The sequence below is a fragment of the Marinobacter daqiaonensis genome, from assembly GCF_900115285.1.
GTDB lineage: Bacteria > Pseudomonadota > Gammaproteobacteria > Pseudomonadales > Oleiphilaceae > Marinobacter > Marinobacter daqiaonensis.
In genome coordinates, this window is record NZ_FOYW01000001.1 from 1,737,800 (window position 1) to 1,761,571 (window position 23,772).

The window sequence follows — 23,772 nt, forward strand, 5'->3', positions numbered from 1 at the left end:
CAGGTTTCGGGTTCGGAACCATTGCCAGAATTCCGAGTGTGTGGTACCTACTACAGTTGATCCGGGTAATCAGCGAGTGGAATCGTCGACGTGGCGCAAAGCACTACGTTTTGTGAGCACGTCGGCATACATGTCTAGTAACTTTGGACAGATATAGTCTGGGGAAAAATAGTCCAGCGCTCTTTGCCTGAGCCTCTTTGAGTAGGCTTCCCACTGCGCCGCGTTCCCATTAAGCTCCACAACGGGCTTTACGAGTGCTTCAATATCGTCAAGATCAACGAGATACGTTCTTTCCCCAAGGACTTCTTCAACGGCATCAATGCGATACCCTACGACGGGAACGCCCGATGCCATCGACTCCAGAACCGAATAGCCGAAAGTCTCATATTCAGAGAGCGTAAGGGACAAAAAAGCGCCCCGGTACATGGACGCAACGTCATTCACATGCCCGACGAACTCAATGTGATTGCCCGGATAGCGTTCTGATTCCTGCTTACACAATTCCCAGTATTTTTTGTCTTTCGGTTGACCAGCAACCAAAAAACGAAGGTTCTCACCCTCTTCCTGAAGCAGGCGATCCACCTGAAACAGCTGTATCTGACGTTTCCTCTCGGCAATGGCGGCCGGATAAAAGAGGTAATCAGAGGCAAATTGTTCCTGTGACCCTCCTTTCGGGTACTCGGAAACGTCAATGCAGTTATGCAAGGCTTTAACAGGAGTGTCGGGGGCGACGGCATGAATCTTACCAATCTCTTCACGCCTGAAAGACTCCGATACCAGAATGACGAGATCCGGCTTCCTCCAACTCCCGAACAACCAGGAGTAGAACTCCTTTCGATAGTGGAAACGGAGATGGGTCACAATCGGCCTCCGCGTTATTCTGGCCACCATACACGCAGCGAAGTACGCGACATCCGAGTTGCAATGTATTATATCAATTCGATTTTTTATTACAAAAAGCGACAACCTGAAAACCAGAAAAAGAAACCTCGGGTATTCTCTGTATTTTGGAATAAAAAAATTTGCGTCGAGAACCTTTCCATTTTGAAACCTCGACAATCTTTCCTTTAGCCAGCCCTTGTTTGGGGCAGAGACAAACACTCCATATCCGTTTTTGTCGAGCCAGCTTAACCAATGCACAAGAACTCGGGTACCGGCACCAGGCATCGGCGTTGCTCTCAAATAGAGGATACGACTTTTATTTTTCATAATGCCGCCTTCCAAAAAATCAAACCTAGAATTGATAATCGTGCAATCGAATTTCAGTACGAAATGCGTTTTCAACGATTTTTCTGGAAGCTTCGGAGTAAACCTCTGTATAAGGCCGTTTATCACGCCTGTGCTCGGACTTGGCCTGCACTCCTAATTTTCCATCATAGGGAACGTCAAGCATAGAAAACACCTCGGCCAGCTCATCACTTAATGACTCATACCTGATAACGCGGTCAACAAGCAGATCGCCATTGTTATCCAGATAGATAGGATGGTTAAAGCAGAATTTTCCGGAGGCTAGGTATTCGTCGAATGTTAGCACTCCTCCGGTCCGCTCTCTCACCATGTGAAAGTGCGATAAAGTTTTATCCCAGGGATTTCGTTCGATGCAGAACTTGAAGTAATTATTCCATACATCAGAAGGCAACCGGTGTCGCAGTATTCTGGCGGGTATATGGTTATAAAATTTCCTTCGCGCCAAGAGGTCCCGGGCCGCTCTTCGAATACCGCGGCCGTCCTTCTCAATCAGATCATATACCGGGTTCCAGAGTCCTTTGTGATTCCTGGGCACGTGTGACTTCTCCGGAGGAAACACCGGGGTCACAATATCGTCTTCACTGCAATGATCCGAAAGGAAAACCTCGACGCTCGTGCCGGCTGTTTTTAGGGTCTTGATAAAAATAAAGCGATATTTATGTGAGACGATCATGACCGCTCCGTGTCTCCCGATTGTTGACTTTCTGAAACGTTGCGACTGGAAGACCAACAGGGGCTGCCAGGCTATGTAAAAAGCTCTCTGGCATTCACGGCCAAGGTCTCCCAGCTAAAACGACTCTCCACGTGCTTACGCCCCGCACGTCCCATCGTTTTCAATCTGTCAGGATTCCTGAGCAGTTCAGCGACAGCTTGTGCAATACTTTCAGGGTTGGTGCAATCCACCAGAACGCCTGTGACCCCTTCTTCCAGGGTTTCCCGGGTTCCTCCCGATGCGCCGGCGAGGACGGGACGACCGCATGCCTGGGCTTCCAGCAGTACCATCCCAAAGCCCTCATCATCGTTGCCGACCCGCCGGTTGGGCAGGGCAAACAGATCGCAATGTCGATAGCAGGCGGCCATGCGGGCATCATCCACTTCGCCCATGAACTGTACATGCCGGGCTATGCCCAGGTCATTCGCGAGGCGCTCGAGTGCCGGTCGTTCCTCGCCGCCGCCTATGACGGCGTAGTTGATGTTCGGAAATTGTCCGGCCAGGTCGGGAAGGGCGCGTATCATCATATCCTGGCCCTTGCGTCGCTGCAGCCTGCCAACGGTGAGTATGTTGATGTTGCCCTCCCAGCCCGCCGGTTTGGGCGTGGCCGGGTCAGGTCTGAAGTGATCCACATCAACACCCGGGGTCATGACGATGACCTTATCGTCGCTCAGACCCCACTTATCCCTCAGAATCCGAAAGCTGTTTTCGCTATTGCAGATGATTTGCTCCGCATGCCTCATCACCAGACGTGTCAGCCAGGTCAACTCCCGACTGGTCAGTGCTGTCTCCACGTCCTCGCCGTGCACATAACAGCTGTATGGTATTCGGTCGCTGATCCTTAGCATCAGGGCGGCCACACCTTCCGGGAGGACCCGGCCACAGTGGACCTGATGAATACCTTCCTGTCTGGCGGTATTTCTGAGTTTTCTCCATGTACGCCAATAGAACTTCGCGCCAGCCAGGGAGCGCACACCCCACTCTCCACTGCTGAGGTTGTACCGGTGAACCGGGTGCTTTGACTGGCTGTCGTATGCGTCGGCGCCATCGCTGGCCCCTACCAGGAAGGCGACACTCTCGCTGGGGAAACGGCCGTATATTTCAGAGAACCAACGTCCGCTCCCGCCATGGGTGGGCGGAAAAATCTCGCTGAATAGCAGAATCTTCTTCATGCTGGCGGGCCTCCCTGCAGGAACTCATCAATGACAGCGTCACACTCTTCTTCTATGGCCTGAAACCAGCTGGCAGAGGCATAGTCGAGCCACCGGTTTCCGGCTGGTGTGACAAATGAAAGATCGACACTCTCTCTCTGGTTTCCGTCAGACTTATCGATAGCTTTGATTATCGAGCGTATGGTGCTTTCCGGGCTGTTTGCCAGATCCTCCATTGCGACGCTGACGTCAGCATAATGACAGCCAAAGCAATAGGACAGTTTCCAGATACAATAGAAAAGATAGTATTGATGGCGATCCTGGTACGGTGCCAGGAAAGGGAACTGACGACACAGGTCCCGGACCCATATCCCCAAATAGAAATGGTCCGGGAAACCTTCCGGGGACGTTGCCTGAGAAGGATATTTCGCGGGGTCCCGGAGTACGGAGCACCACTGATCCCGCGGATTACGGTAGATATGAACAATACGTGCTTCGGGGTAATTTGACCTGAGCCATCCCAGACGGAAGTCCACCCGGTTGAATTGCAGCACTGCGCGGCCTTTTGCTTTGGCCACCAGGGTGTTGATGTAGGCCTTCATGTCGAAATCGAAGGCATGCTCATCCATGTACAACTGATGCCTGATCCAGTCTTCATGATAGTAATTACCCAGCTCTGCCAGGCCGGTATATTCCGACCAGTACTCGCTAACACCCCGGTGAGTACCATCAGTGTAATCCCCTCTCTGCTCCATACTGAACCAGCGTCGCTCGTTGAAGGGCTCGTAATAGGCCGTGTATCCCTCAAGGTTCCGGAAAATGTTCCAAAGCAGTGTGGAACCACTTCGAAACCGGCCCGTTATAAAGACGGGGGACTGCCGAGGTTCATGGCTGGCAGGCTGACCCTCCCCGTAAGGATTCGGTGAGAATTGAATTCGCTGGCGAATACAGCCGTACTCGGGAAGGGTCCGGTTCAGGTAGTGGCGCACTTCCTCGGTTTTTATAAGCCGTAGAAACTGGCGGAGAAGTATCTCTCTCACATGGCGGCGTAGCTTCGTCAAAGACATATTCGCAACCTCCCGGAGGGGACGGCGTCTGATTCCCTGGTCATTTTTTCCTCCTGAAAGAGAGAAGAACACCTCGAAGTTCTTTAAACAGGGGGTGGCCAAGCAGGTAGAGCAACAGCAACCAAAGCGGCGGCATCACCAGGGTGAGGGCCACCGCTGGCTGCCAGGCCGGGGCCAGTTCAAAATCAATCAGTTGCCTGACCACCAGGGTCATGACCCCACAGCCTGCGGCAATCGCAAGGTTCGGCAACCAGGCACTGGCGAACGCCATGGGCTTCAACCCGATGCAGGCACGCAGCACCAAAGTGATGAAAAAAACCTCGAAAAAACCAACCAACATGAATACCTGTGCGATCCGCTCAAGACCGGCGGGGTAGGCTGCGATCACGCCCATGACAAGCAGGAGGAAAATGACCAGATCCTTGATCAACATGATTTTCTCGCGATGCATGGCGACGAGAACATCATTGGAGAACCAGTGCACGGAGCGCAGGGCCGCCCATATGGCCAGCCAGGCCACTAAAGGTGCCGCTGCATCCCATTGGTCACCGAAGAACAGCCGGATCGCCGGCAAGCTGGCCAGGCTGCCAACCACAAGCACAGGCCAGACCAGTCCGCCGAGCAAGACACTGGCCCGCTGGTAGGCGAATCGTACATCGCCCCCTTCACGACGAGCGCCCGAGAGGTAAGGGAGCGCAACAGGACTGACCCCTCGCATCAGTGTTTCGGAGACAAACTGGGTAAAACCCATCCCCCGGGAAAACATGCCCACCTCAAAGGTGGTTCCCATCTTGCCAATAATCATGTCGGGGAGCACAACAACAGCCTTCCTCAGAATACCCGCTGAAGAATTGAAAATCCCGAGACTGGCAATTGCCTTAACACCGGTCATGCTCGGCAGGTAAGCCATGGCTTTCGGTCGAAGCAGGAGGTTAGCGATAAGACACTTGGAGAGCGCGCCCGCGACCTGTCCCCAGGCCAGTGAGTAAAAGCTCAGTCCGGCATATATCAGTGACAAGGTCACCACCAGCGCCACGATGGCGCCAAAAAACTGCATGCGGAACAGCAAATTAAATTTGAGATCACGGGAAAACAATGCCGAAGGCACACTGATAAATGGCGCCAGGAAGAACGTCAGGGAAAGGATTCTGAACACGGTTGCCACCGGCGGAAGCTCATAGAAATCAGCAGCTAGAGGAGCTACGATAAGGATGGCAAAACCGAGCCCCCAGGATATGAGGATTGTCAGGCCGAGGCCTGCCCTCACTTTTTCAGCGGTTAGCTCCACTTCACGCACAAGGTAAGCTCCGGCACCGAGTATACGGAACTCGCTGATGAGCATGACAATGCCGCTGGCAATGGCAAAGGTGCCGATTTCATCTGGTGTAAGGAGTCTTGCCACCGCCATCATCGAAACCAGGCCGATCAGCATGACGCTGTAGCGGGTGATCGATGAGAAGATTACTGCCCTGCGAACCTGCGACATACCGGCGCTAACCCCGAAGCATCTGTTGGTATAACTGCTCGTACCCACAAACCATCGGGCTGACTGAAAACCGGGCGTCGAAGCGTTTTCTGCCGGCGTCTCCCATACCCTTCCGCACGGCGTCGTTACCCAGAAGATCCTCAATTGCCACAGCAAGCGCTACAGGGTTGTCGGTAGGAACCAGCAGTCCTGTCTCGCCATCCCCGACAATCTCCGGATTCCCTCCCACCGCGGTTGCAATCACAGGGATACCCAGGCTCATGGCTTCCAGCAGGGTCATGGATGTGCCTTCGGTGTGGGAAGTCAGCAGGAAGAGATCCATCGCGGCAAGGTAGTCGGCGGGCTCTGGCCGGAAGCCTGTGAAAATGACCCGATCAGCGATCCCCAGAGTTCTTGCCTGCTGCTCGAGGCTTGTCCGGGCCGGGCCATCACCCACCATCAGGAGCCAGGTATCGGGCCATCGAGGGAGTACTCTGGCAAAAGCCTCCAGCATCATCGCCTGATTCTTGACTGGGTCCAGTCTTGCAACGGTTCCCAGAACCCTATGACCGTCGGGAATCCCCTCTTGCTGACGCACAGCGGAGACAGCCTCGGGGTCACGTACCAGGCCCTTGATCCCGTTATAGACAACCTGGATTTTTCCGGCGGGCACGAACTCATACCGTGCAAGGGCCTTCCGGGTGGCCTCCGAGATAGCGACCACGTTCCTCGTCATCAGCGCCATAAGAGGATTGATCAGTGCGGCCTTGTAGCGGTAGCGATCTGGGTGGAAGCGCCCGTGCTCCGTAAAAATCACCTTCGCCGCTGTTCCCCAGCTCGCCATCCAGCCATACACCCAGGGCGTGTATTGGTGACAATGGACAATTCGGACATCAAATTCACGAATCATGCTTCGAATCCGGTGGATCAGTTGGCGATCAAAACCCGGATTACGCTGGAACGCAAACACCTCAACTCCCTCGCGACGGACCTGCTCGCCAATATCTCCAACCTCACCGTCGATGCACAGCACGCTGTTAATGAACTTTTCCTGGGCAAGGCCAGTGACCAGTTGCCGGATAACCTGCTCGGTACCACCAAAGCCCATATTGAAGGTAATGTGGAGGATCCTCTCTGGCTGTTGCTTCTGTTCCATGAATGATGGGGGTCCGATATTCAGTGTGAAGTAGTGCGTCGTGTTCGTGCCAGCCATATCAACGGCAGCACAATGAGAGCCACCGGAACCAGCCACTTGGCAACGTAGCTGGCATGCTCAAAGACGTAGCGCTTGCTCATGAAATGATAGGTATCATCAAAGATGGCATGATCGGTCTTATAGATCGATAAAAGGGTGTCAGTCTCCCTCTCGGAATAACCTGCAGCGAGATATCGGTCTCGAACCTGTTTCGGATCCTCTAACAGGCTCTCCAGTGGAATGCCGAGACCGACCCCAAAATCCGGATCCAGGAGATTGCGCCGTCCGTCACTGTCTTCAAACTCGACAATAACGTGACCATGAAACGACACAATGCGATTCGGAATCCCATACCGGTCCATGACGCTGGAAAGAATGGTCGATGCATCGCCACAGATACCTATCCCGCGACGGATATTCCGCCGGTAATCCGCATAGTGGTAGCGTTCGAACTGCGGCAGACCCGAAAACCGGCCAATGGCCCAAAGGAAGTAGTTCTCCCATATCGGCACCAGTTGACGGTATTCCTCCGGGTCAACACGATTCCATTTCACATGGACCAGACTTTGATTGACGACCTTGTTGGCCGCCTCTGCCCGCTGCGTCAGGGGCTCGATACCAGCGAGGCGGTCAATGGCGTCCAAGCTTTGCTGATAACTCCAGACCTCTTCAGTGACAAAACGCAACTGGTCTCTATCGGTCACTCCCAGGCCTGGTTTGCGTAAAGGCTGGGTCAGCCCATATAGATTGATTCCCATAAGCACAATGCCAACGGCAAGGCATAGCAGCGCCGCCAGCAACAGGAAACGGTTACGGGCACCTCGGCGAGAGGTTGCTGAATGGTTCATGACCACATTACCCTATTTGCTATCCACATAAGCTCCCCACCAGAGTTCGAAGGCCAACATGCTCCAGAGTTCCTGTGTGTACTGGCTGTTTCCACCCTGGTGCTGCTGCCACAAATCCCGAACCGCGTTCATATCAAAGCAATGGGACAGGCCGCCCTCGTCATCATTGAACACCGACTCAGCGGTGTCGAAAAGCTCGTTCCGCAGCCATTCCGCAAGAGGTACCGAAAAGCCCATTTTCTTGCGATACAGGACGTCATCCGGCAGCAGCCTTGAGAAGGTGTCCTTGAGAATGAATTTCTTCTCCCTGCCCTTCATTTTGAGCGCAGAAGGAATGCTGGCCGCGTACTCCACCACCCGATAGTCCAGCAGAGGAGCGCGGGTTTCCAGAGAGTTGGCCATACTCATCCGGTCCACCTTGGTGAGGATATCCCCCGGCAGATAGGTTTTTATATCCGTGTAGAGGATCTTCGACAGATGATCGTCGGTGTCCGCGTTATGGTAATGATGCCGGGTAATATCGGCGGGATCGTAGCCTTGGGTCTCGCGCTTCAGCTCACCCCGAACCAGGCGGTTCCAGACCGAGCGCCGGAAGAAGCTGTTGGTTACGAAAAAGCCTTCGTCCGGCTCCATGGCCAGCGTACCCAGCAGGGATTGAGCCTTCCGGGTGAACGGGCTGTTCATGGCACCCGCCAGCTGCGCGAGGCGTGGAAAAGCGCTGTGGCGAAGCGCACTCGGGAATAGCCGCCTAATCCGGTTTTCCAGATGGTCGGTGCGATACTTGCTGTACCCGGCAAAGTTCTCGTCACCACCGTCACCGGCGAGAGCAACAGTCACTTTCTGCCGGGCCAGTTGCGACACAAAGTAGGTGGGCACAAAGGATGGATCCGCGAAAGGCTCATCAAAGAAGCGTGCGATCTCGGAGAGGCTGCCAGCCACATTCTCCCGAACGGTAAATTCATGATGATCCGTATGAAAAAGTTCAGCGACCTTTTTTGCCCAGATCACCTCGTCAAAGCGCCTGGAATCAAATCCGATCGAGCAGGTGGTCACCGGCCGGTCGGCGTGGCCTGCCATCAGGCCGACAACGGCACTGGAGTCCACACCGCCGCTGAGAAAGGCCCCCAACGGCACATCACTGACCATCCGCATACGTACGGCATCGTCGATCAGGTCGTACAGTCCTGCTTCCAGTTCCGGCAGGCTGGCCGAACTGGGCCTTGCGAAGGAGACGTCCCAGTACTGCCGGACAGTCAGCTCTTCGCCATCGATGGTTAGCCAGTGGCCAGGAGGCAGTTTGTGAACATGCCTGTAGATCGTCTTTGGATCCGGCACATACTGATAAGCAAAGAAATCCTTGATCGCATCCGGACGGATATCGGTTTTCACAAACGGCACCTGCAGCAGTGCCTTGATCTCCGAGGCAAAGGCAAACTGGCCACTTTCCTGATAGTAATAGAGGGGCTTCTTCCCCAACCGGTCCCGTGCCAGAAACAACTGCCTTGCCTCCCTGTCCCAGATGGCAATGGCGAACATGCCGTTGAGATCCTCCAGGCATTTTTCACCCTTGTGATCGAACAGCGCCAGCAGGACTTCGGTATCCGTTTGGGTGCGGAAGCGGTATCCGACTGCCTCCAGCTGCTTTCGGATCTCCCGGAAGTTATAGATCTCGCCGTTGAAGGCAATGATATAGCGGCCGGATTCCGACACCATGGGTTGATTACCGGCATCACTGAGATCGAGGATGCTCAGGCGCCTGTGCACCATGCCCACATAGTCGTCCATCCAGACGCCGCCCGCGTCCGGCCCTCTGTGCCTGATCGACCGTCCCATGGCCTCAAGCCACATGCGATGGGCATCCCGCTCGGGTGTGTTGGGCATCCGCAGAAATCCGGCCAGTCCGCACATCAGTCAGGGCACCCTCTTTTGCACGGTGGTATCCGTCTCGCCCTGACTGAGGAGTTCGCCAAACAGACGCTCGTATTCACGGGCCATTCGGGCCGCTGAATATTCTTCGTCGATTCGTTTGCGAGCCTGCTCTGAAAGCTTTCCCGTCAGGTCCGGGGAGTCCAGGAGTTGCTGGCAGCAGGATGCCAGTGCCGCCGTATCACCCAGAGGCGCCAGCAGTCCGGTCACACCGTGCTCTATCAGTTGGTCGACGCCCGGAATATCATAGGCAACCACCGGAACCCCCAGAGCCATGGCCTCCATCATGCAGCGGGGAATGCCCTCAAGGGACGAGGTCATGACAAACAGATCAAAGCGAGCCATCAGTTCCAGCCGATCGCTTCGGAATCCAAGAAACTCAATCGCGTGACCACTCGCGAGATGGTGCGCCTGGGCTTCCAGATCCCGACGCTGAACTCCATCCCCAAGTAGTTGCAGCTTTAACGTATCATCACCCTGGTAGAGCCGGTCAAAAGCCTCCAGCAGATCCGGCAGCCCTTTCCGCGGAATCATCTGGCCCACAAAGCCCACTGTTTTACACGGGGTATCATGTTCAGCGGGTTCTGATCCAGGTCGCCTGAACTCATCGATTTCCTTCAGGTCGACGCCATTCCGGATAAAGCGGTTTTTCGACGCCGGCACGCCGAATCGCCTCATATCTGCACAGAGTTCTTCCGAAAGGGGAGCCACCGCATCGAAATACCTCAGAATGTAAGCGCCAATACGAATAAAAGCGGCCATTTTCAAACCCACCTTACTCGGATAGCCATGAGGGGTACTGACACTACGGATACCAGCCCTCTTTGCTGCCAACAAACCAATAATGTCGGACTTGTAGCCATGAGTGTGTATGATTTGAATCTGCCGCTGCCGGATAACCTCAACCAGTTGCTCAACCACTGAAAAATCAAAGCGACCTCTCATGGCGAGGTAATGCACTTCCCCCGCCTCAGCCGGATAATGCTCCGCCACTGACAGGTCCTGGGCATTGCTCTCCCGGGGAACAGCCAGGTCACAGATAACCCGCTCGTGAACCAGGTTGTTAGCAAGTGCGAGCACCCAGCGTTCCGCTCCGTAGAAACCCGCCGGGGTTATAAACTGAAGCACTCGGACTTCGCGCATCAGGTGACTACCCTCCTTCGCAAATGAGTCTTGGCCTTCGTCACCGACTCTGTCGTCAGATGCCGCAAGTAATAGTGATTCGCCGCTACTGCCACCAACAATATCATCCAGTAAAGAATCTCGGCGCGAAACTGATTGATGAAACTGCCCGCCACCAGGAATCCTAATAGCGCACATTCCAGAGCACGGATCTGGAAGTAGGCGTTGGTATCATTCAAGGCAAGCACTTGCTTTCTGGCCTTCCTCGATAATCGATAAAGAGATAAAAGCATTGCCACGAAAACCGCAAAGCCTATCCAGCCGACTTCCGAAAGACCCTGAAACCAGAGTGAGTGAACACTCTTATTCTTATATTCTTCTCCCAAATAGATTTCAGAAAGCTGATTAAATCCCTGAACTCCCAGCCCGAACGGATGATCTTTCATCATATCGAACGTGGTGAGCCAGTAGTTGATCCTACCGGAGCCACTGGTTGCCTGGTCTTCGGGGTTTGTCAACGTCCCCATACGCTCCCAGAAGCTGTCGTCTGCCAATGACAGGGCGCCACTGATTCCGAGAACCGCAATCATGACAGCCATCGCCCGCTGCCCCTTCTGTCGGTATTTCGAGAACATCATAATCAACAAAAAGGCACCACCACTGACAACAACGCCAACGAAGGAGCCACGACTATTAATCAGAACCAGGCCATTAGCTATCAACGCACCACAAATAACACATAGAACCTTTGCTTTTTTATTCCCGAGCCACGCGTAATACATGAGCAGCGCGGCGGCAGGAACCAGCGCCGAAGCTACGCCGTTAGAGTCGGGTGAATCTACGAGACCGATCCCTTCTACACGGTTCCCGGAGTTTCTCCCGGTGATCGTCGCCAGGTACCCAATATAGGTTGCACCGATAATATATGCCCATGTCGCGGCGTGTAACGCAAGTTTCGAATGGAGCAACTTATAAGCAACGAAAATGATCACAATCAATTTAAGATAACTTACCATAAACATATCGTGAACCGCTGGCCGTTGCGCATAAAAACCCACAACATAGAAAACAAACAACAGAATCACCATCCACTTAAAAACCGGCTGCTTACTCCACGGAGAAATTTCGCTATAATGCTTATATCTCATGGCCAGGGCCATAATCATCAGCACAGCGCTAAAAAAAGAATAGCTAACTCCTGGAATTTCCGCTGACCACCAGCGGTCATCAGGGTTCAGGAAATAAATCAGCTGATATAACAAAAATGACGACATACCACTGTATGTCAAGGTCGCTACAACCCCACCGGTGTACACCATTAAAAACAGTAGAGCGAATTTAGACATAGGAATACCAGCTGTCCCTGAAAATCATTTTGATTCGATTCTTTGCGCCAGCCATTTACGATATCTCTGGCGGTATGCCGATAATCGCCAGCGATATTGTATCTGAATCTCACCGATGACTTTTTGATGCAAACGATAGTATGAAACGAGCCACGATGGCACTGAATAATTCGTAGGGGCCACGTCGTAACCCAATGAATCAAGGATCGGAGCACACACAGAGTCAACCACCCGGATCTGATGGCCGGACAACTTGTTTTCCCACTTTCGTGTCATTGCCGAGTCCGGGGCCTCGAACGCCTTCTTATTTTCCCGGGTTGTCTTGATAAACCCCTTCTGCTTGCTGTAATCAAGCATTGACTTGTCGAACGGGACGCCCAAAAAGTCACAAACGGTCTCAAGGGTCTGTTGCTGGTTTAGAACAAGATCTTCGAACCGAAGCTTGAGTACATGGTTCGGCAACGTCTCGTGAAAGCGCATTTGTGCCTCTACTTCCCGCTTCCAGCGCTGAGCCCCGGTGTAGGCGTTGGTGCCGAGTCCCCATTTATTCTCCATATAGGAGTTCACCACGGCCCGTGCGTCTCGAAAAATTATGATAAAACGAGCCTGGGGCAAAAACTGCTTCAAGTCTGCAAGATAGGTGGTCAACTCCGGATCCTTCAGGCCCCAAATGGTTTTGTTTTCAGCGGCCATCAGCTCGTCCAATGATTTTCCGGTCGCGAGCTTTACGGAGTGACTGATCCCCTCCCTGATTGCCTCGGGGGAGGCGCCCGGGGTGAATACCGACCGGACAGAAACCTCATTCTTGATAAAGATATCGGGGTGCGCACTCAACATTCGGCACAGCAATGTGGTTCCAGAACGCTGCGTTCCGATCAGGAAAACCGGTGAATGCATGCTGCCAGGTTTGCTAGATGACATAGTTCAGCTTCCTTCCTTTGAGCGCACATTTGTCCAGGCCACCTGCGTATCCCCTCGCAAGGCACGCAGAATGCCCTTAAGTGAATACAGGTTCACCATCACGAAGTAATAGGGCACAGAAACCCAGGCTGGCAGTGCATTCTTGTCCCGCGCCAGATGGCCCGTGACCGCCAGCAGCAGCAACAGTACCGCCCCCAGGGTAACCAGCTGGAATAACACGAATCCCTGCGTGGCCAACAAGGCACTGCCGATTGCCGCCAGGACGAGGAACAGCGGAATGAGCCAGCGCAGAAACTTGTGAGAGACTACCTGCCACGCAAAAACTCCGGTTCGCGCAGGATTCATGGTTTCTTTCACCCGCATCAGGCCGCGGATACTGCGGTTGACGATGCGCTCCTTGCGGGCAATCTCCCGGTCAAAATCGCCGGCGGTTTCCTCGAAGCACCTTGCTTCCGAATCGAATACGCCGCGGTAGCCTTTGGCGATAATCTGAAGCGGATTGACGAAATCATTGATGTCTTTCTGCTGCAGGGGCTCCCAGAGCCGGGAGCGGATGGCGTATATCGCACCGTCCCCACCCACAACGGAGTGAAGGCGCGATTCCATGCTCTTGATGGCGAGCTCGTACTTCCAGTAGAGATTCTCATTGCGGGCACTGGCGCCCGAGTCCGAGTCGGTATAGAGCGCGGCGCCCACCACGTAGCCCACCTGCTCGTCGGCGAAATTCCGTACCAGCCTGCCGATCGCATCCGGGGCATACATGGCATTGGCGTCACTGAACACGGTGATGTCGGTCGAGACCTGCTCCATGGCCATGTTGAGGCCCATGGTCTTGCCAAGCCGGCCCTCCTGACGAATCAGTTTTACCCCCTGAGACGCGAATTCCCGGACGATGTCGTCGGTACCATCATCGGAGCCATCGGAGACCACCAGGATGGTCAGCCGGTCACGGGGATAGTCCAGGGCGAGCGCGTTCTCGAGCTTGTCGCGGATGATCGCCGCCTCGTTATAGCAGGAGATGATCAGAGTAACCGAAGGCGTGGCATCACCGCGCCGGTGCGTGACATCGGGTCTGCCAAGGGTCATCAGCCACAATGCCAGGGGGTATCCCCCGTAGACGTAGAGTGGGACCATCAGGCACAGGATGGTAACGGCCATGAGCACAGCGGTCATAGGCTGATGTACCTCCGCACGGCCGGGCCCAGTGTGTTGGCCAGGGGCAGCGGCAGTCTCTGCCAGGTGTTCTCCGCGAACGCCCTGAGCTTTCCGCCGTGGCCGGAAGCCTGGCTGTCCGCCTCACGGGGCTCGCCATCCGGGTCCAGGTCCAGCCAGCGCAGCTCGTGGGGCTCGGCGCCCCACTGCTTCTTGAAACGGTAGGTACCTTCGTCGGGGGTTGAGCGGCCAAAATCGAACAGCCGGCAGCCCCGGTCCGTAACATGTTCAAGCAACTGCCAGTAAAGCAGCATGTTCGGCGCCAGCCGGTTGTACTCCGGTAGCGTCGACGCCCAGGGAATGCAGGCGCGCTGTCCGTTCAGCAGCACGATACCCGCGCCCACTGTCTGGTTCTCCAGCCGTACCAGTCCAACCAGCAACTGGTCACCGTAGGCCCGTTGCAGGGCCAGGAACCAGCCAAGGCTGTGCACGGGTGAACCGAGCCGGTGCATGTTGGCGGCAAAGACCGGGTAAAACGCCCTGATGGCCTCGGGGCTGCTGGTCACCTCACCGATCAGGCCATTCTTCTCCGCCTTTCGGATCTGGCTTCTGAGCTTGGGCTTGTAGCTCTTGAACAGTGCGTCGCTGCTCTGGGGCAGAGGGCACAGCATACTCACTTTCGGGGCTTTGGCCGCGCCTTCCTCGTCCAGTTTCGGACCGGGCAGCCTTAATCTCAGGCCTTTGCCGCCCCGCTCCCGGACCAGGCCCTGGGCCGCCGCTCTCAGTGCTGTCGAGGCTGCATGACTGCTGGCCAGGGGGCCTCCCAGATCACAGAAAGGCAGTGACACCCAGTGGGCGCCCAGGAAAGGTATGCGAAACTCGCACAGGGGCAGTACCCCCACCAGGTTACCGTTGGGGGTCATGGCCAGAACACACCAGCCACGGTGCCCGTAGGCGCGTGCGACACTTTCGAGCCAGGCAAGCCGGTGGTATCCCGTCCCTTCCGGGTGGCGACTGACGTAATCGTCCCATCCCGCCGCCAGGGCTTCCCTGAGGCCGGTTACCACGGCCTCCACATCCCCCGCCCCTGCCATGTACTGCTCCTTAGCGCCCATAATTTGCTCCGGGCTCCCGCAACCACTGCTGTTTTGCCTCTCGCAGGGCGTTTTCCAGTCTGAGCTTGAACCGGGGCCGCTGCAGGGCAACCTGGACCAGTTGACGATGAAACCGCCCCAGGTTGGATTTGTAACGCTCATCGCCGCCCATGAAATCGTAGTAGTGAAAGCCGTGGTGGCGGTAATCTTCAATACACAGGCTGTGGCCCAGTAGCCCGGGTTTCAGCTTGTTGTCGGTTTCCGTGCGCATACCGCCCAGATAGAAATACACCACCTGGTTGTGCAACAAGTTATAGAAAGAGGCGATCACGTCGTCACCCGCACGCACGGAGACCAGGTCCACCCCGCCCAGGGGCCACTGGGCCTTGATCAGGCTGCGGTGAAACCGGACGAAATCCGGATTGGCGAATCCGCTCTCGTCGGGCCCGCTGCCCCAGCGCTCCAGGTGCCGTGGACCGATACTGTCGAACACGGCAAGTGCCTCGGTCACGGTGTCCGGGCGCACCAGCTCCACCTCGCCCCGGTTTTCATAGAGCCGATGGGCCCGGTTGATCTGGTAGCGGGTATTGCGGGAGAGCGTGTCCAGGTAATGCTGTCCGCCAGCCCGTAACTGGTTCAGGTCCACGCCGTAGCAGGGGGCCTCCCAGCGGACATGCTTGTGCAAGCCCATGCTGGTGGCGTAGAAATCCGCCTCGTCCGCATCTATGGCGCCGATCACGAATTCATCCCAGCTGTTTTCCTGGCGTTTGAGGAAAGACAGGCAGGCCGCGGCCACCTCCCGGTCACGACCGTGTTCCGCCAGGAAGCCGTTGTACTCGATCCAGATCTGATCGAGTGCCTTGCTGCCAGTCTGGTGCAGGCGCAGGCATCGCGAGCGCAGAACGCCATGGCGGCGTTCGTCCGACGCCACCAGCATCCCGAGCCCGACCAGACGGTCGGATTCTGTCACCCGTAATACCCGCACATTGGGCCGGTACACCGCGAGCCAGTGCCCCAGCCATTGCCAGGACAGGAAAACGGTCGGGGTCGACCGGCTCTCCAGGTCTTCCCATTCCTCCCGGAGAGATTCCGGATCGGTAATGGCGTATTGGGTAACCTGCAGCTTACCTGCTGTCATCAGCGTCCTGCTCCGCCCGCTGGTTAAAAGTCAGTGTGCCGGAGTCGGCTGTTTGACCAGGAAAGGCCCGATCGCCAGATAGTCCAGGGCACCCTGAACAAAAGCACGCACCGCATCTTCCGGTGAGTTGACGATGGGCTCCTCGTGCATGTTGAAGCTGGTATTGATCAGGCTCGGGATACCACTGAGCTTCTCGTACTCCTTGAGAATGTCGTAGTAACCCGGGTTCACCTCACGTTGCACCAGTTGCGGCCTCGCGGTGCCATCCACATGGACGGCAGCGGGGCAGTTTTCCCTCATGAACTCCGTACAGTCAAAGGTGATGGTCATGAATTCCGCGGCGTGTTCGGCACCCCTGATGTTGTGATAGCACTTCTCGCGGGCTTCATAGAGCGTTACCGGCGCGAAGGGCATGAATTCCGTTCGGCCCAGCCGCTTGTTGAGCCACTGGTTCACTTCCGGCTCCCGGGCGTGATAGAGAATCGAGCGGTTGCCCAGGGCGCGGGGGCCATACTCCATGCGCCCATCGAAACGGGCGACCACTTCGCCGCTGTGGATCAGCGCCGCCACTTCCGCCGCCAGGTTGTTGGGCCGCGTATAGCTCAGCCCCTCCGCCTCAAGGGCACTGGCGATCTGCTGTTCCGTATAATCCGGGCCGAAATAGGCACTGCTGATGGTGTTTTTAACGCCACCGGGCCAGCTGTGGTAAAGGGCTGCTCCGGTTCCACAGCCGCCATCCCCCATGTTGGGATAGACGAAAATGTTATTCACGCCCTCGATCTCGAAGATCCGCTGGTTCAGCTTGACGTTGGCGGTCACGCCGCCGGACAGCACCACGGTGTCAATGCCGGTCTTTTCGACCCAGTGGCGAACATAGTTGGTGGCCACAACCTCGAGAACGTACTGGTAGGCCGCGGCTACATCAATCTTGGGGAACTTCGAGGCAAGGTACCGGGAGAAATAGACGTTATTGGCTTCGTAGATGCGGAAATCCCCCGGCGTCTGCTCGATACGGCCCAGCAGGATATCACCCAGGATGCGGGGATCACCGTAGGACGCCAGACCGACAATCTTGCCCTCGTGCCGGCTTGGCTTGAAGCCGAGACTGGACGTGACATGCTCATACAGGGTGCCGAGGGAATTCGGGTAGCTGATGCCATGGAGACGGTGGATCTTGCCGTCCCGGCCTTCGCTGACCGAACCCGCAAGACCAGAGCCATAGCCGTCGAGAGTGATGCAGAGCGCCCTCTCAAAGCCGCTGCACAGGTAGCTGTTGGCGGCATGGGACAGGTGATGATCCATGCGTTTGACCGGGTTTTGCCATCCCATTTCCCGCAGGCCGTCGTTCAGGGCGGCTTCCCAGTGCTGGAAAGAGGCGGTCGCATTCTCGCCCCATCGACTTGAACTCTTTAGAGCTGCACTGTTGGATGCAAGCTTCTGCGCCCCAGCCATTGAATAATAGGAATTGTGTAAAAGACTTTTCTCCATCATGGCATTGGGGTGCTGCAACCCGTGAATGGGCTCATTCCGGTCAGGCACCATGCCCTGGGCGTCCTTGACCTGCCGCCCCAGGTCGGCTGGTTCAAAGGCACGGATAAAGTGGCGCTCTTCTTCAAGATTCTTATTGAAAAGCCTGGCTTCGTTCTCCCAGGTCAGAAACGGATAACACACCAGGTCAAAATCACTCATCTTGCTGCCGGTGTATTCCAGGGCCTTCTCAAGAGCGAGCCGGGGGAAGCCGTCCTGCTGCTTCACGCGGGAAAAACGCTCCTCGCCGGCCGCAAACAGGATCTCCCCGTCTTCGACAACGGAAACGGTGGAATCCTTGTCGAGGGGCGAAATACCAAGCACTTTCATGCAAACTTCTCCATCAGCGTCTTGAGGCGGGTGGGGGTTGTTGCCTGACCACCCAGGTCCTTGAAAAAGAAATCGAAATATTGCCGGAAGGCACCAAGGAAGGTTTTCAGCTCTTCCTCATTCCGCACGTAGCTTGTATGGCCTGGCACCACGCTGGGGCTGTGAAAGCTCCAGGTAAAGGTCCTGCACCCCTGTTCATACAGGGCCCGGGTCACCTTGATGTGCTCTCTGGGCGTAAAGCCTTCCGGCGACAGCATCAGCCGGTCGACTGCTCCCAGGCGTGAGAGGACGCCCGGCGCCCTGAAGCGCTTGAATCTCATGGCCAACTCGAAAAGCGGCACGGAGAGCGGACCACCCCAGCCCACGAAACCGCCGGTCACCGGCAGTTCCAGTACACGCCGCTCCGCCGGGCCATACCAGAACGGCCAGGCATCGTAATAGCGATAATCCGGGCCACCGTCGCCCCTGGCGTCCAGGGGCGGGCATACGGAAAGGTCGATATCGAACCCCAGCGCTTCCAGTGTCGTGGTGGTGTTGGGGCCATAGCCGTACCGGCCGGCCTTGTAGATGCGGGGGGCCTCGCCGAATGCGTCAGCGATCGTATCCCGCAACACGGTCAGCTTCTCCCGTTCCAGTTCCGCTGGCAGGTTTCCCGGATACATATTGGACCGGCTCATGGCTTCCCTGACCGGCGGATTCACCCAGGGATGGAGGTGGGCGCCGATCTCGCATTGCCCGGCGTCCAGAAAACGCTTCAGGGGAGCGACGCTTCGCTCCTGGCTGGCAATGGAATAGTCCACTACGTAACAGGGGGCCACGCCATACTCGTTGAAAATATCCTGGGCGCGATGGATATGATCCATGGCGGTCACGGCCGTGGCCTCGGGGTCCGGTTCGGCGTTCCAGTCGAACTCTTCCTCGGTATCGATCACAACCATCAGTTGCGGCGGAGTGTCCTCCGGGAGACTGATTCTTTGTCGGTTCTCGAACACTGCATCTTCCCTGTTAGTTCGCCGGCGGTGAGCCCGGCCAGTTATATCTCTCGACAGTTACCACTCTCGCTCGAGGCCTTCCCAGCCCAGCGTAATAAACACCCGGGCCCGGTACTGCTCCCGGTCTGTCACGCCCCGGGTGAAGGCGGTATCAAAGGACGCGCCCCAGGTAGCGAGCTCTGTCAGTTGCTCGCTGTATATGACCGAAAACCGGTGGATCTCGTCATCAATGGAGGAGCGCTCGGTAAAGGCGTCCCCCTGCCAGCTGTAATCCAGGCTGACCGTTCGGGCCTGGTCGACCGCAAGATCCAGCCGGGTTCCGGCCAGGTATTCCCAGGTCTCGTTGCCGCTTTCTGCCGCTTCTTCCCGGGCGCCCCGAACGACCAGGTTGAGGGTACACAGACTGCAGATCCGGCGCGTGGTATGAACCAGGGACAGGGCATCGGTCACGGTCACGCCCTGAACGCGGACGGAAAACTCGTCTTCAATGCCGAACTTGGTGATTGGCGAAAGTACCAGGTCCAGCAGATAGCTGGACTGGGAGCGGTCATAGCCGAACCGGGTATTGGTCAGGTCAGTCCGCCAGTTTCTGGAGACCGAACCGATGACGGCGTCGTTCTCGAAACTGTCGGTCTCGGCCCGGGACACCCCCGCAGACAGCGAGAAGGCGCCGTTCTCCAGACGTGTGTCCAGACCGAGGCTCGCGGTGTCGAGGGTGACGTCTTCCGACTCGTCCTGCTCTTCCCAACTGCGCCCCCCGGTGAGACTCAGGGTGCTTCGCTCGGATACCTGGCGCTGGATTGCTGCCGAAGCGTTAGCCGATCGACCCTCCTCCACATTGTCCGTCTCCCAGGTCTTACCGCCCTGCCCTGACACCCGGAGGCTCGTCAGTTTTCCCGGATAGAACCAGAGTCCCGCGCCCGCATTGACCGCGTTCTGGGTACTGTAGGCTGCCGGGTCGAGGGAAAAGCCGGTATCGTTTCGTACAGAGCGCGCAGAATGCCCGGCATTGAAATCGAACCGGTTACCCGGTTCAAAAAAGCTGTAACGAGAGGAGCCGCGAAACCGAACAGCGTTATCGTCCCGTGGCCCGAGGCTGCTTCTTTCGGTTTCCACCGTCGCGCCGTATCGCGCATTCAGATTGTGGGCACCGGACTGAAATTGCGCCCCCAGGTCACCACTGGCTCCCACGCCACCGCGGGTATCATCATCGGTTTCGCCCCGTGTATGTGTAACATCGGAAAACAGGGTCGTAGTAGCGGTAAAACTGGACTCCGCCGCCTGTAAACCGACCATCGGTATGACCAGCGGAAACAGGAACACTGCGACGCCTCTGGGAAAGAACCGTGGGCAACGGACCTCTTCCATGAACCACCTCATTGCTGGAATATCAGGCCGGAGAATTTTTCCGAACCGAGCATTTCGACCGAACTGACGATCTCCTCCGGCGTCACCTCCCCGAAGGGAACGCTCAGTACCACCTGGTTCGCGTAGCGCACCAGGATATGGGCTTCGGTACTTGCCCGGACGGGCGGGGCATTGATGATCAGGAAACGGTCCGGGTATCGCCCTTTCAGCTCCCTGATCAGATCCCGCATGCGCACCGCCGAGTAAAGCTCTACCGCGGATGTGGCCTGGGTGCCCGCGGGAACCACACTCAGCCGGTCGAGACCACTGGGATAAATAATGTCTTTCACGTCAAGGGATTTGTCGGCGACAAAATCCGTGACGCCCAGTGAGATGGGTGAGGACACCAGGTTCTCCAGGCCGTCGTGCCAGGGATTGCAGTCCACCAGCAGCGCCGAGGTCTGGGCATCCATGGCAAACGTGGCCGCCAGGTTGAACGCGGTGAGCACTGAGTCGTCCTCCTTGCCCATGGACGATACCATCACGGAAAAATTGCTGGCGCCGGCCCGGTCCCGCAACTTGATTCTCACTTCACGGAACGCATCGAGAATGGCCTTGTTGGCCATGCCCGGAAAGATGATCTTGCGCTCACGCAGTTGGTCCACGGACCAGGGCCGGGGATTGTTGATCAGTTCCAGGGAAATGGACGAATCGTACAGTGACGGAGAGTGTGTCTCATGCTCGCTCTCCACCATGGTCCAGTTCGGCCGGGAACCGGCGAAAGGGCGCTCCCGGCGGAAATTCTTCTCCTGGCCGGTTTCTCCGTGAAATGGCTGCGCGGCGCCCTCATCACTCGGATAATCCGACTCCCGATGCCTGGCGGACACCTCATCGGTTCTGTCGGTGTGGCCCTGGGCGGCGTGCTCTGCTCTTTGCCGCTCCTGTGTTTTCAGTAGCGCATTATAGAGTTTGTTGTTATCCATCTAGCCGCCCTGACCGGTGAGTCTGTTGATGATCTGCCCCGGCTCGACCCCGAGAACGCTGAATACCAGAACCCCGAGATAGCCCACCATGAAAACCACCAGAATGGCCAGGATGATTAGAACATCCTTACGTAACAGCCGCTCCCTCCAGCTGCTGCCGTAATGGGGAATGGACGCCAGCACCGGAATGTTGTCGGGTAACTGGGTCAGCAGTGTGCGACTGGAGCGGACCCTGTTATCAAACATTACCAGTGCCACCAGCAGCCCAAGCACCATGGTGCCTCCCAGGAAGGGCCCAGCCATGCCCACCTGGTGCAATTGCAGGCCATCCCAGCGGGTGGGGTAGGAGGCGGGTTCCTGGATGCGGTAGTTGACCCCCTGCCCCTCAACATCGAGAGTCATGGACAACCGTGCCTTTTCGCGACGCTGTAACATGTCCTCGTAAACGTCCTTGGTGACATTGTAGTCACGGGTCAGCTCCGACAGTTCCGCCTGGTTCGCCGCCACCCGCTCCGACCGCTCGAAAGCTTCCTCAAGCAGCCGTTCCACTGAAGCCAGCCGGTTTCGCTGGACCTCCAGGCGGGTCTGGGCCTCGCTCAGCTTGAGTCGCAGATTCTCATAAACCGGGTTTTCAATAACCTCACTGACAGAGCCACTCTGCGCACCAACATCGCCCCGGGCCTTGCGTTCCTGCAGTTCCTCGAGCTGGGCGAGTGCGGAAACCACGTCCGGGTGGCTGTCGTGGTATCGCAGCCGCAGCTCCGAGAGCGTGCCTCGCACTTGAGCAATCTGGCGATCCACCTCGGACTGGCCGGCATTCAGGTTTATCGAGCGATAGGGTTGCTCGCCGGCAAGCTGCTCCCGGGTCAGCTCCACTTCAGACTGGCTTTGCTGGATCTCCAGTTTCAGATTCTCGATTTCAGACCGCAGACGCTCGATACGGGTCTGAACATTGGACTCGGTACCATCCTGATTGCTGGCCCGGAACTCCTTCAGCCGCTGCTCGGCTTCTTCCAGCTGGCGCTGGTAGGTCTTGACCTGGGCATCAATGAACTCGAAGGCATTCTGGCTTTCGGAGCGCTTCTTGCTGGAGGTCCGCTCAACAAACCGGTTCAGCGCGGAGCTGAGAACCCGAAAGGACTTGTCAGGATCTCCGCTGGTGTAGCTCAGCTCCAGGAAATTACGGTTGGAGACTTTCATGTTGAGGGCATTCCGAAGTCCCCCTATTACAGAATTTTTCTGTTGCTCGTCCTCGCCTCCGGTCAACAATCCGGCATCGAACGCCACCTGCTCCAGGTAGGAACGGCTTTGCAGCATTTCCCTCGCCTCATTGATCCGGTCTATGGGCGTCACCTCCGCGGAGCCCCGCAGCAGGGGCTGCAGGATGCTGGAAGAATCGGCATACAGTATCGAGGTCGAGGTATAGCTCTTGGGCGTCAGGTAGCCAAGGGCAAGAATGCCGGCCGTCACCCCCATGAAGATGATGGCGGCCAGAACCCGATAACGGTAAAGCTCCAGCTTTACGGCATTGGCCATATCGAGAAGGTACCGCCAGTCCATCAGAGTTCTCCGCGCAGCAGGGTCTTGCGGGGCACACTCACCACATCACCGGGCTGCACCGTGTAATTGGTGCGCATGTCGCCCTCTTCCAGGATGTCGTTCAGCTCCAGGTTGAAGGACTCATACTCTTCTCCGGTGTGGCGGTGCATCACCGCCCGGTTGCCGGCGGCAAAGTCCGTCAATCCGCCCGCCTGAAGTACCAGATCAAGCACCGTCATCCCCTGGCGATAGGGCACGGATAATGGTTGCCCTACCTGGCCGGTTATCCGGACCCGGTTGCGGTATTCCGAACTGACCGGGCTGTTCACCATGACGGTCACTTCCGGACTGCGAATCACTTCGCTCAGGCCCGCGCTGATCTCGGCCGCCAGCTCCTCTGGCCGCATACCCTCAGCATCCACGTCGCCCATCAGGGGCATGGAGATATGCCCGTCGGGACGCACCACAATGGTCTGGGAAAGTTCCGGGTTCCGCCAGACATGTACCGATACGGTGTCCCCCACCCCGATCTGGTAGGGCTCAGGCTCTGCCATCGCGACGGGAGGACTGGGATTGTTTTCCCCTTTAGGGATACCGGAACAGGCCGACAGCAAGCTGACCAGTAAAATCAGGAGCCCTGCGTGCAGTGTGGTTATACGCTTCATATCC

General features: G+C 56.7%; 20 protein-coding genes. All 20 read right to left on the reverse strand.

Going from position 1 to position 23,772, the window contains the following annotated elements:
• Positions 1–69 precede the first annotated feature (69 nt).
• Positions 70–1,209, reverse strand: a complete 1,140-nt coding sequence (locus tag BM346_RS07965; RefSeq protein ID WP_092010566.1) for a glycosyltransferase family 4 protein — start codon at positions 1,207–1,209, stop codon at positions 70–72.
• Positions 1,210–1,234: 25 nt separating this feature from the next.
• Positions 1,235–1,921, reverse strand: coding sequence for a hypothetical protein (locus BM346_RS07970; RefSeq protein ID WP_092010569.1), 687 nt, complete (start codon positions 1,919–1,921; stop codon positions 1,235–1,237).
• A 71-nt stretch (positions 1,922–1,992) separates the two neighbouring features.
• Positions 1,993–3,132 carry a glycosyltransferase family 4 protein gene (locus BM346_RS07975; protein ID WP_092010573.1) on the reverse strand — a complete coding sequence of 380 codons (1,140 nt, stop codon included), beginning with the start codon at positions 3,130–3,132 and terminating at the stop codon, positions 1,993–1,995.
• Positions 3,129–4,178 (reverse strand): sulfotransferase, encoded by a 1,050-nt coding sequence (locus BM346_RS07980; protein WP_092010576.1) that lies wholly within the window; start codon positions 4,176–4,178, stop codon positions 3,129–3,131. The genes BM346_RS07975 and BM346_RS07980 overlap by 4 nt, the downstream gene beginning before the upstream one ends.
• Before the next feature lie 40 nt (positions 4,179–4,218).
• Positions 4,219–5,664 carry an oligosaccharide flippase family protein gene (locus BM346_RS07985; RefSeq protein ID WP_092010579.1) on the reverse strand — a complete coding sequence of 482 codons (1,446 nt, stop codon included), beginning with the start codon at positions 5,662–5,664 and terminating at the stop codon, positions 4,219–4,221.
• 7 nt (positions 5,665–5,671) lie between these two features.
• On the reverse strand, positions 5,672–6,799 hold the full coding sequence (locus BM346_RS07990) for a glycosyltransferase (RefSeq protein WP_092010582.1): 1,128 nt from the start codon (positions 6,797–6,799) through the stop codon (positions 5,672–5,674).
• A 20-nt stretch (positions 6,800–6,819) separates the two neighbouring features.
• Positions 6,820–7,686, reverse strand: coding sequence for a hypothetical protein (locus tag BM346_RS07995; RefSeq protein ID WP_139229924.1), 867 nt, complete (start codon positions 7,684–7,686; stop codon positions 6,820–6,822).
• Positions 7,687–7,698: 12 nt separating this feature from the next.
• Positions 7,699–9,567: an asparagine synthase (glutamine-hydrolyzing) gene (asnB, locus tag BM346_RS08000; protein WP_406812881.1), complete on the reverse strand. Its 1,869-nt coding sequence runs from the start codon at positions 9,565–9,567 to the stop codon at positions 7,699–7,701.
• A gap of 30 nt (positions 9,568–9,597) precedes the next feature.
• Positions 9,598–10,755 (reverse strand): glycosyltransferase family 4 protein, encoded by a 1,158-nt coding sequence (locus tag BM346_RS08005; RefSeq protein WP_092010591.1) that lies wholly within the window; start codon positions 10,753–10,755, stop codon positions 9,598–9,600.
• The gene (locus tag BM346_RS08010) at positions 10,755–12,080 is read right to left on the reverse strand and encodes an O-antigen ligase family protein (protein ID WP_092010594.1); all 1,326 of its coding nucleotides are present in this window, start codon (positions 12,078–12,080) and stop codon (positions 10,755–10,757) included. Before BM346_RS08010 ends, BM346_RS08005 begins: the two co-directional genes overlap by 1 nt.
• A 24-nt stretch (positions 12,081–12,104) precedes the next feature.
• On the reverse strand, positions 12,105–13,001 hold the full coding sequence (locus tag BM346_RS08015) for a sulfotransferase family protein (protein WP_092010598.1): 897 nt from the start codon (positions 12,999–13,001) through the stop codon (positions 12,105–12,107).
• A 3-nt stretch (positions 13,002–13,004) separates the two neighbouring features.
• Positions 13,005–14,174, reverse strand: a complete 1,170-nt coding sequence (locus BM346_RS08020) for a glycosyltransferase family 2 protein (RefSeq protein ID WP_092010602.1) — start codon at positions 14,172–14,174, stop codon at positions 13,005–13,007.
• Positions 14,171–15,268, reverse strand: coding sequence for a FemAB family XrtA/PEP-CTERM system-associated protein (locus BM346_RS08025; protein ID WP_227662861.1), 1,098 nt, complete (start codon positions 15,266–15,268; stop codon positions 14,171–14,173). Before BM346_RS08025 ends, BM346_RS08020 begins: the two co-directional genes overlap by 4 nt.
• Positions 15,258–16,385 (reverse strand): GNAT family N-acetyltransferase, encoded by a 1,128-nt coding sequence (locus BM346_RS08030; protein WP_167812618.1) that lies wholly within the window; start codon positions 16,383–16,385, stop codon positions 15,258–15,260. Before BM346_RS08030 ends, BM346_RS08025 begins: the two co-directional genes overlap by 11 nt.
• A gap of 30 nt (positions 16,386–16,415) precedes the next feature.
• Positions 16,416–18,242: a carbamoyltransferase family protein gene (locus BM346_RS08035; protein ID WP_092010607.1), complete on the reverse strand. Its 1,827-nt coding sequence runs from the start codon at positions 18,240–18,242 to the stop codon at positions 16,416–16,418.
• A complete protein-coding gene (locus BM346_RS08040; RefSeq protein ID WP_092010610.1) occupies positions 18,239–19,234 on the reverse strand; it encodes a polysaccharide deacetylase family protein in 996 nt (331 codons plus the stop codon). The genes BM346_RS08035 and BM346_RS08040 overlap by 4 nt, the downstream gene beginning before the upstream one ends.
• 57 nt (positions 19,235–19,291) lie before the next feature.
• Positions 19,292–20,602 carry a hypothetical protein gene (locus BM346_RS08045; RefSeq protein ID WP_139229925.1) on the reverse strand — a complete coding sequence of 437 codons (1,311 nt, stop codon included), beginning with the start codon at positions 20,600–20,602 and terminating at the stop codon, positions 19,292–19,294.
• Positions 20,603–20,610: 8 nt separating this feature from the next.
• Positions 20,611–21,564: a P-loop NTPase family protein gene (locus BM346_RS08050; protein ID WP_092010616.1), complete on the reverse strand. Its 954-nt coding sequence runs from the start codon at positions 21,562–21,564 to the stop codon at positions 20,611–20,613.
• Positions 21,565–23,124: an XrtA system polysaccharide chain length determinant gene (locus tag BM346_RS08055; protein WP_092010619.1), complete on the reverse strand. Its 1,560-nt coding sequence runs from the start codon at positions 23,122–23,124 to the stop codon at positions 21,565–21,567.
• Positions 23,124–23,768, reverse strand: coding sequence for an XrtA/PEP-CTERM system exopolysaccharide export protein (locus BM346_RS08060; protein ID WP_092013467.1), 645 nt, complete (start codon positions 23,766–23,768; stop codon positions 23,124–23,126). Before BM346_RS08060 ends, BM346_RS08055 begins: the two co-directional genes overlap by 1 nt.
• Positions 23,769–23,772 lie beyond the last annotated feature (4 nt).

Bases quoted from the DNA above. Each gene is read 5' to 3' on its own strand.
- BM346_RS08045 (WP_139229925.1), bottom strand. From the start codon at position 20,602: ATGGAAGAGGTCCGTTGCCCACGGTTCTTTCCCAGAGGCGTCGCAGTG.
- BM346_RS07990 (WP_092010582.1), bottom strand. From the start codon at position 6,799: ATGGAACAGAAGCAACAGCCAGAGAGGATCCTCCACATTACCTTCAAT.
- BM346_RS08055 (WP_092010619.1), bottom strand. From the start codon at position 23,124: ATGGACTGGCGGTACCTTCTCGATATGGCCAATGCCGTAAAGCTGGAG.
- BM346_RS07980 (WP_092010576.1), bottom strand. From the start codon at position 4,178: ATGTCTTTGACGAAGCTACGCCGCCATGTGAGAGAGATACTTCTCCGC.
- BM346_RS08025 (WP_227662861.1), bottom strand. From the start codon at position 15,268: ATGGGCGCTAAGGAGCAGTACATGGCAGGGGCGGGGGATGTGGAGGCC.
- BM346_RS07995 (WP_139229924.1), bottom strand. From the start codon at position 7,686: ATGAACCATTCAGCAACCTCTCGCCGAGGTGCCCGTAACCGTTTCCTG.
- BM346_RS07975 (WP_092010573.1), bottom strand. From the start codon at position 3,132: ATGAAGAAGATTCTGCTATTCAGCGAGATTTTTCCGCCCACCCATGGC.
- BM346_RS07985 (WP_092010579.1), bottom strand. From the start codon at position 5,664: ATGTCGCAGGTTCGCAGGGCAGTAATCTTCTCATCGATCACCCGCTAC.
- asnB (WP_406812881.1), bottom strand. From the start codon at position 9,567: ATGCCCAACACACCCGAGCGGGATGCCCATCGCATGTGGCTTGAGGCC.
- BM346_RS08005 (WP_092010591.1), bottom strand. From the start codon at position 10,755: ATGCGCGAAGTCCGAGTGCTTCAGTTTATAACCCCGGCGGGTTTCTAC.
- BM346_RS08060 (WP_092013467.1), bottom strand. From the start codon at position 23,768: ATGAAGCGTATAACCACACTGCACGCAGGGCTCCTGATTTTACTGGTC.
- BM346_RS08010 (WP_092010594.1), bottom strand. From the start codon at position 12,080: ATGTCTAAATTCGCTCTACTGTTTTTAATGGTGTACACCGGTGGGGTT.
- BM346_RS08050 (WP_092010616.1), bottom strand. From the start codon at position 21,564: ATGGATAACAACAAACTCTATAATGCGCTACTGAAAACACAGGAGCGG.
- BM346_RS08015 (WP_092010598.1), bottom strand. From the start codon at position 13,001: ATGTCATCTAGCAAACCTGGCAGCATGCATTCACCGGTTTTCCTGATC.
- BM346_RS08030 (WP_167812618.1), bottom strand. From the start codon at position 16,385: ATGACAGCAGGTAAGCTGCAGGTTACCCAATACGCCATTACCGATCCG.
- BM346_RS07965 (WP_092010566.1), bottom strand. From the start codon at position 1,209: ATGAAAAATAAAAGTCGTATCCTCTATTTGAGAGCAACGCCGATGCCT.
- BM346_RS07970 (WP_092010569.1), bottom strand. From the start codon at position 1,921: ATGATCGTCTCACATAAATATCGCTTTATTTTTATCAAGACCCTAAAA.
- BM346_RS08020 (WP_092010602.1), bottom strand. From the start codon at position 14,174: ATGACCGCTGTGCTCATGGCCGTTACCATCCTGTGCCTGATGGTCCCA.
- BM346_RS08035 (WP_092010607.1), bottom strand. From the start codon at position 18,242: ATGAAAGTGCTTGGTATTTCGCCCCTCGACAAGGATTCCACCGTTTCC.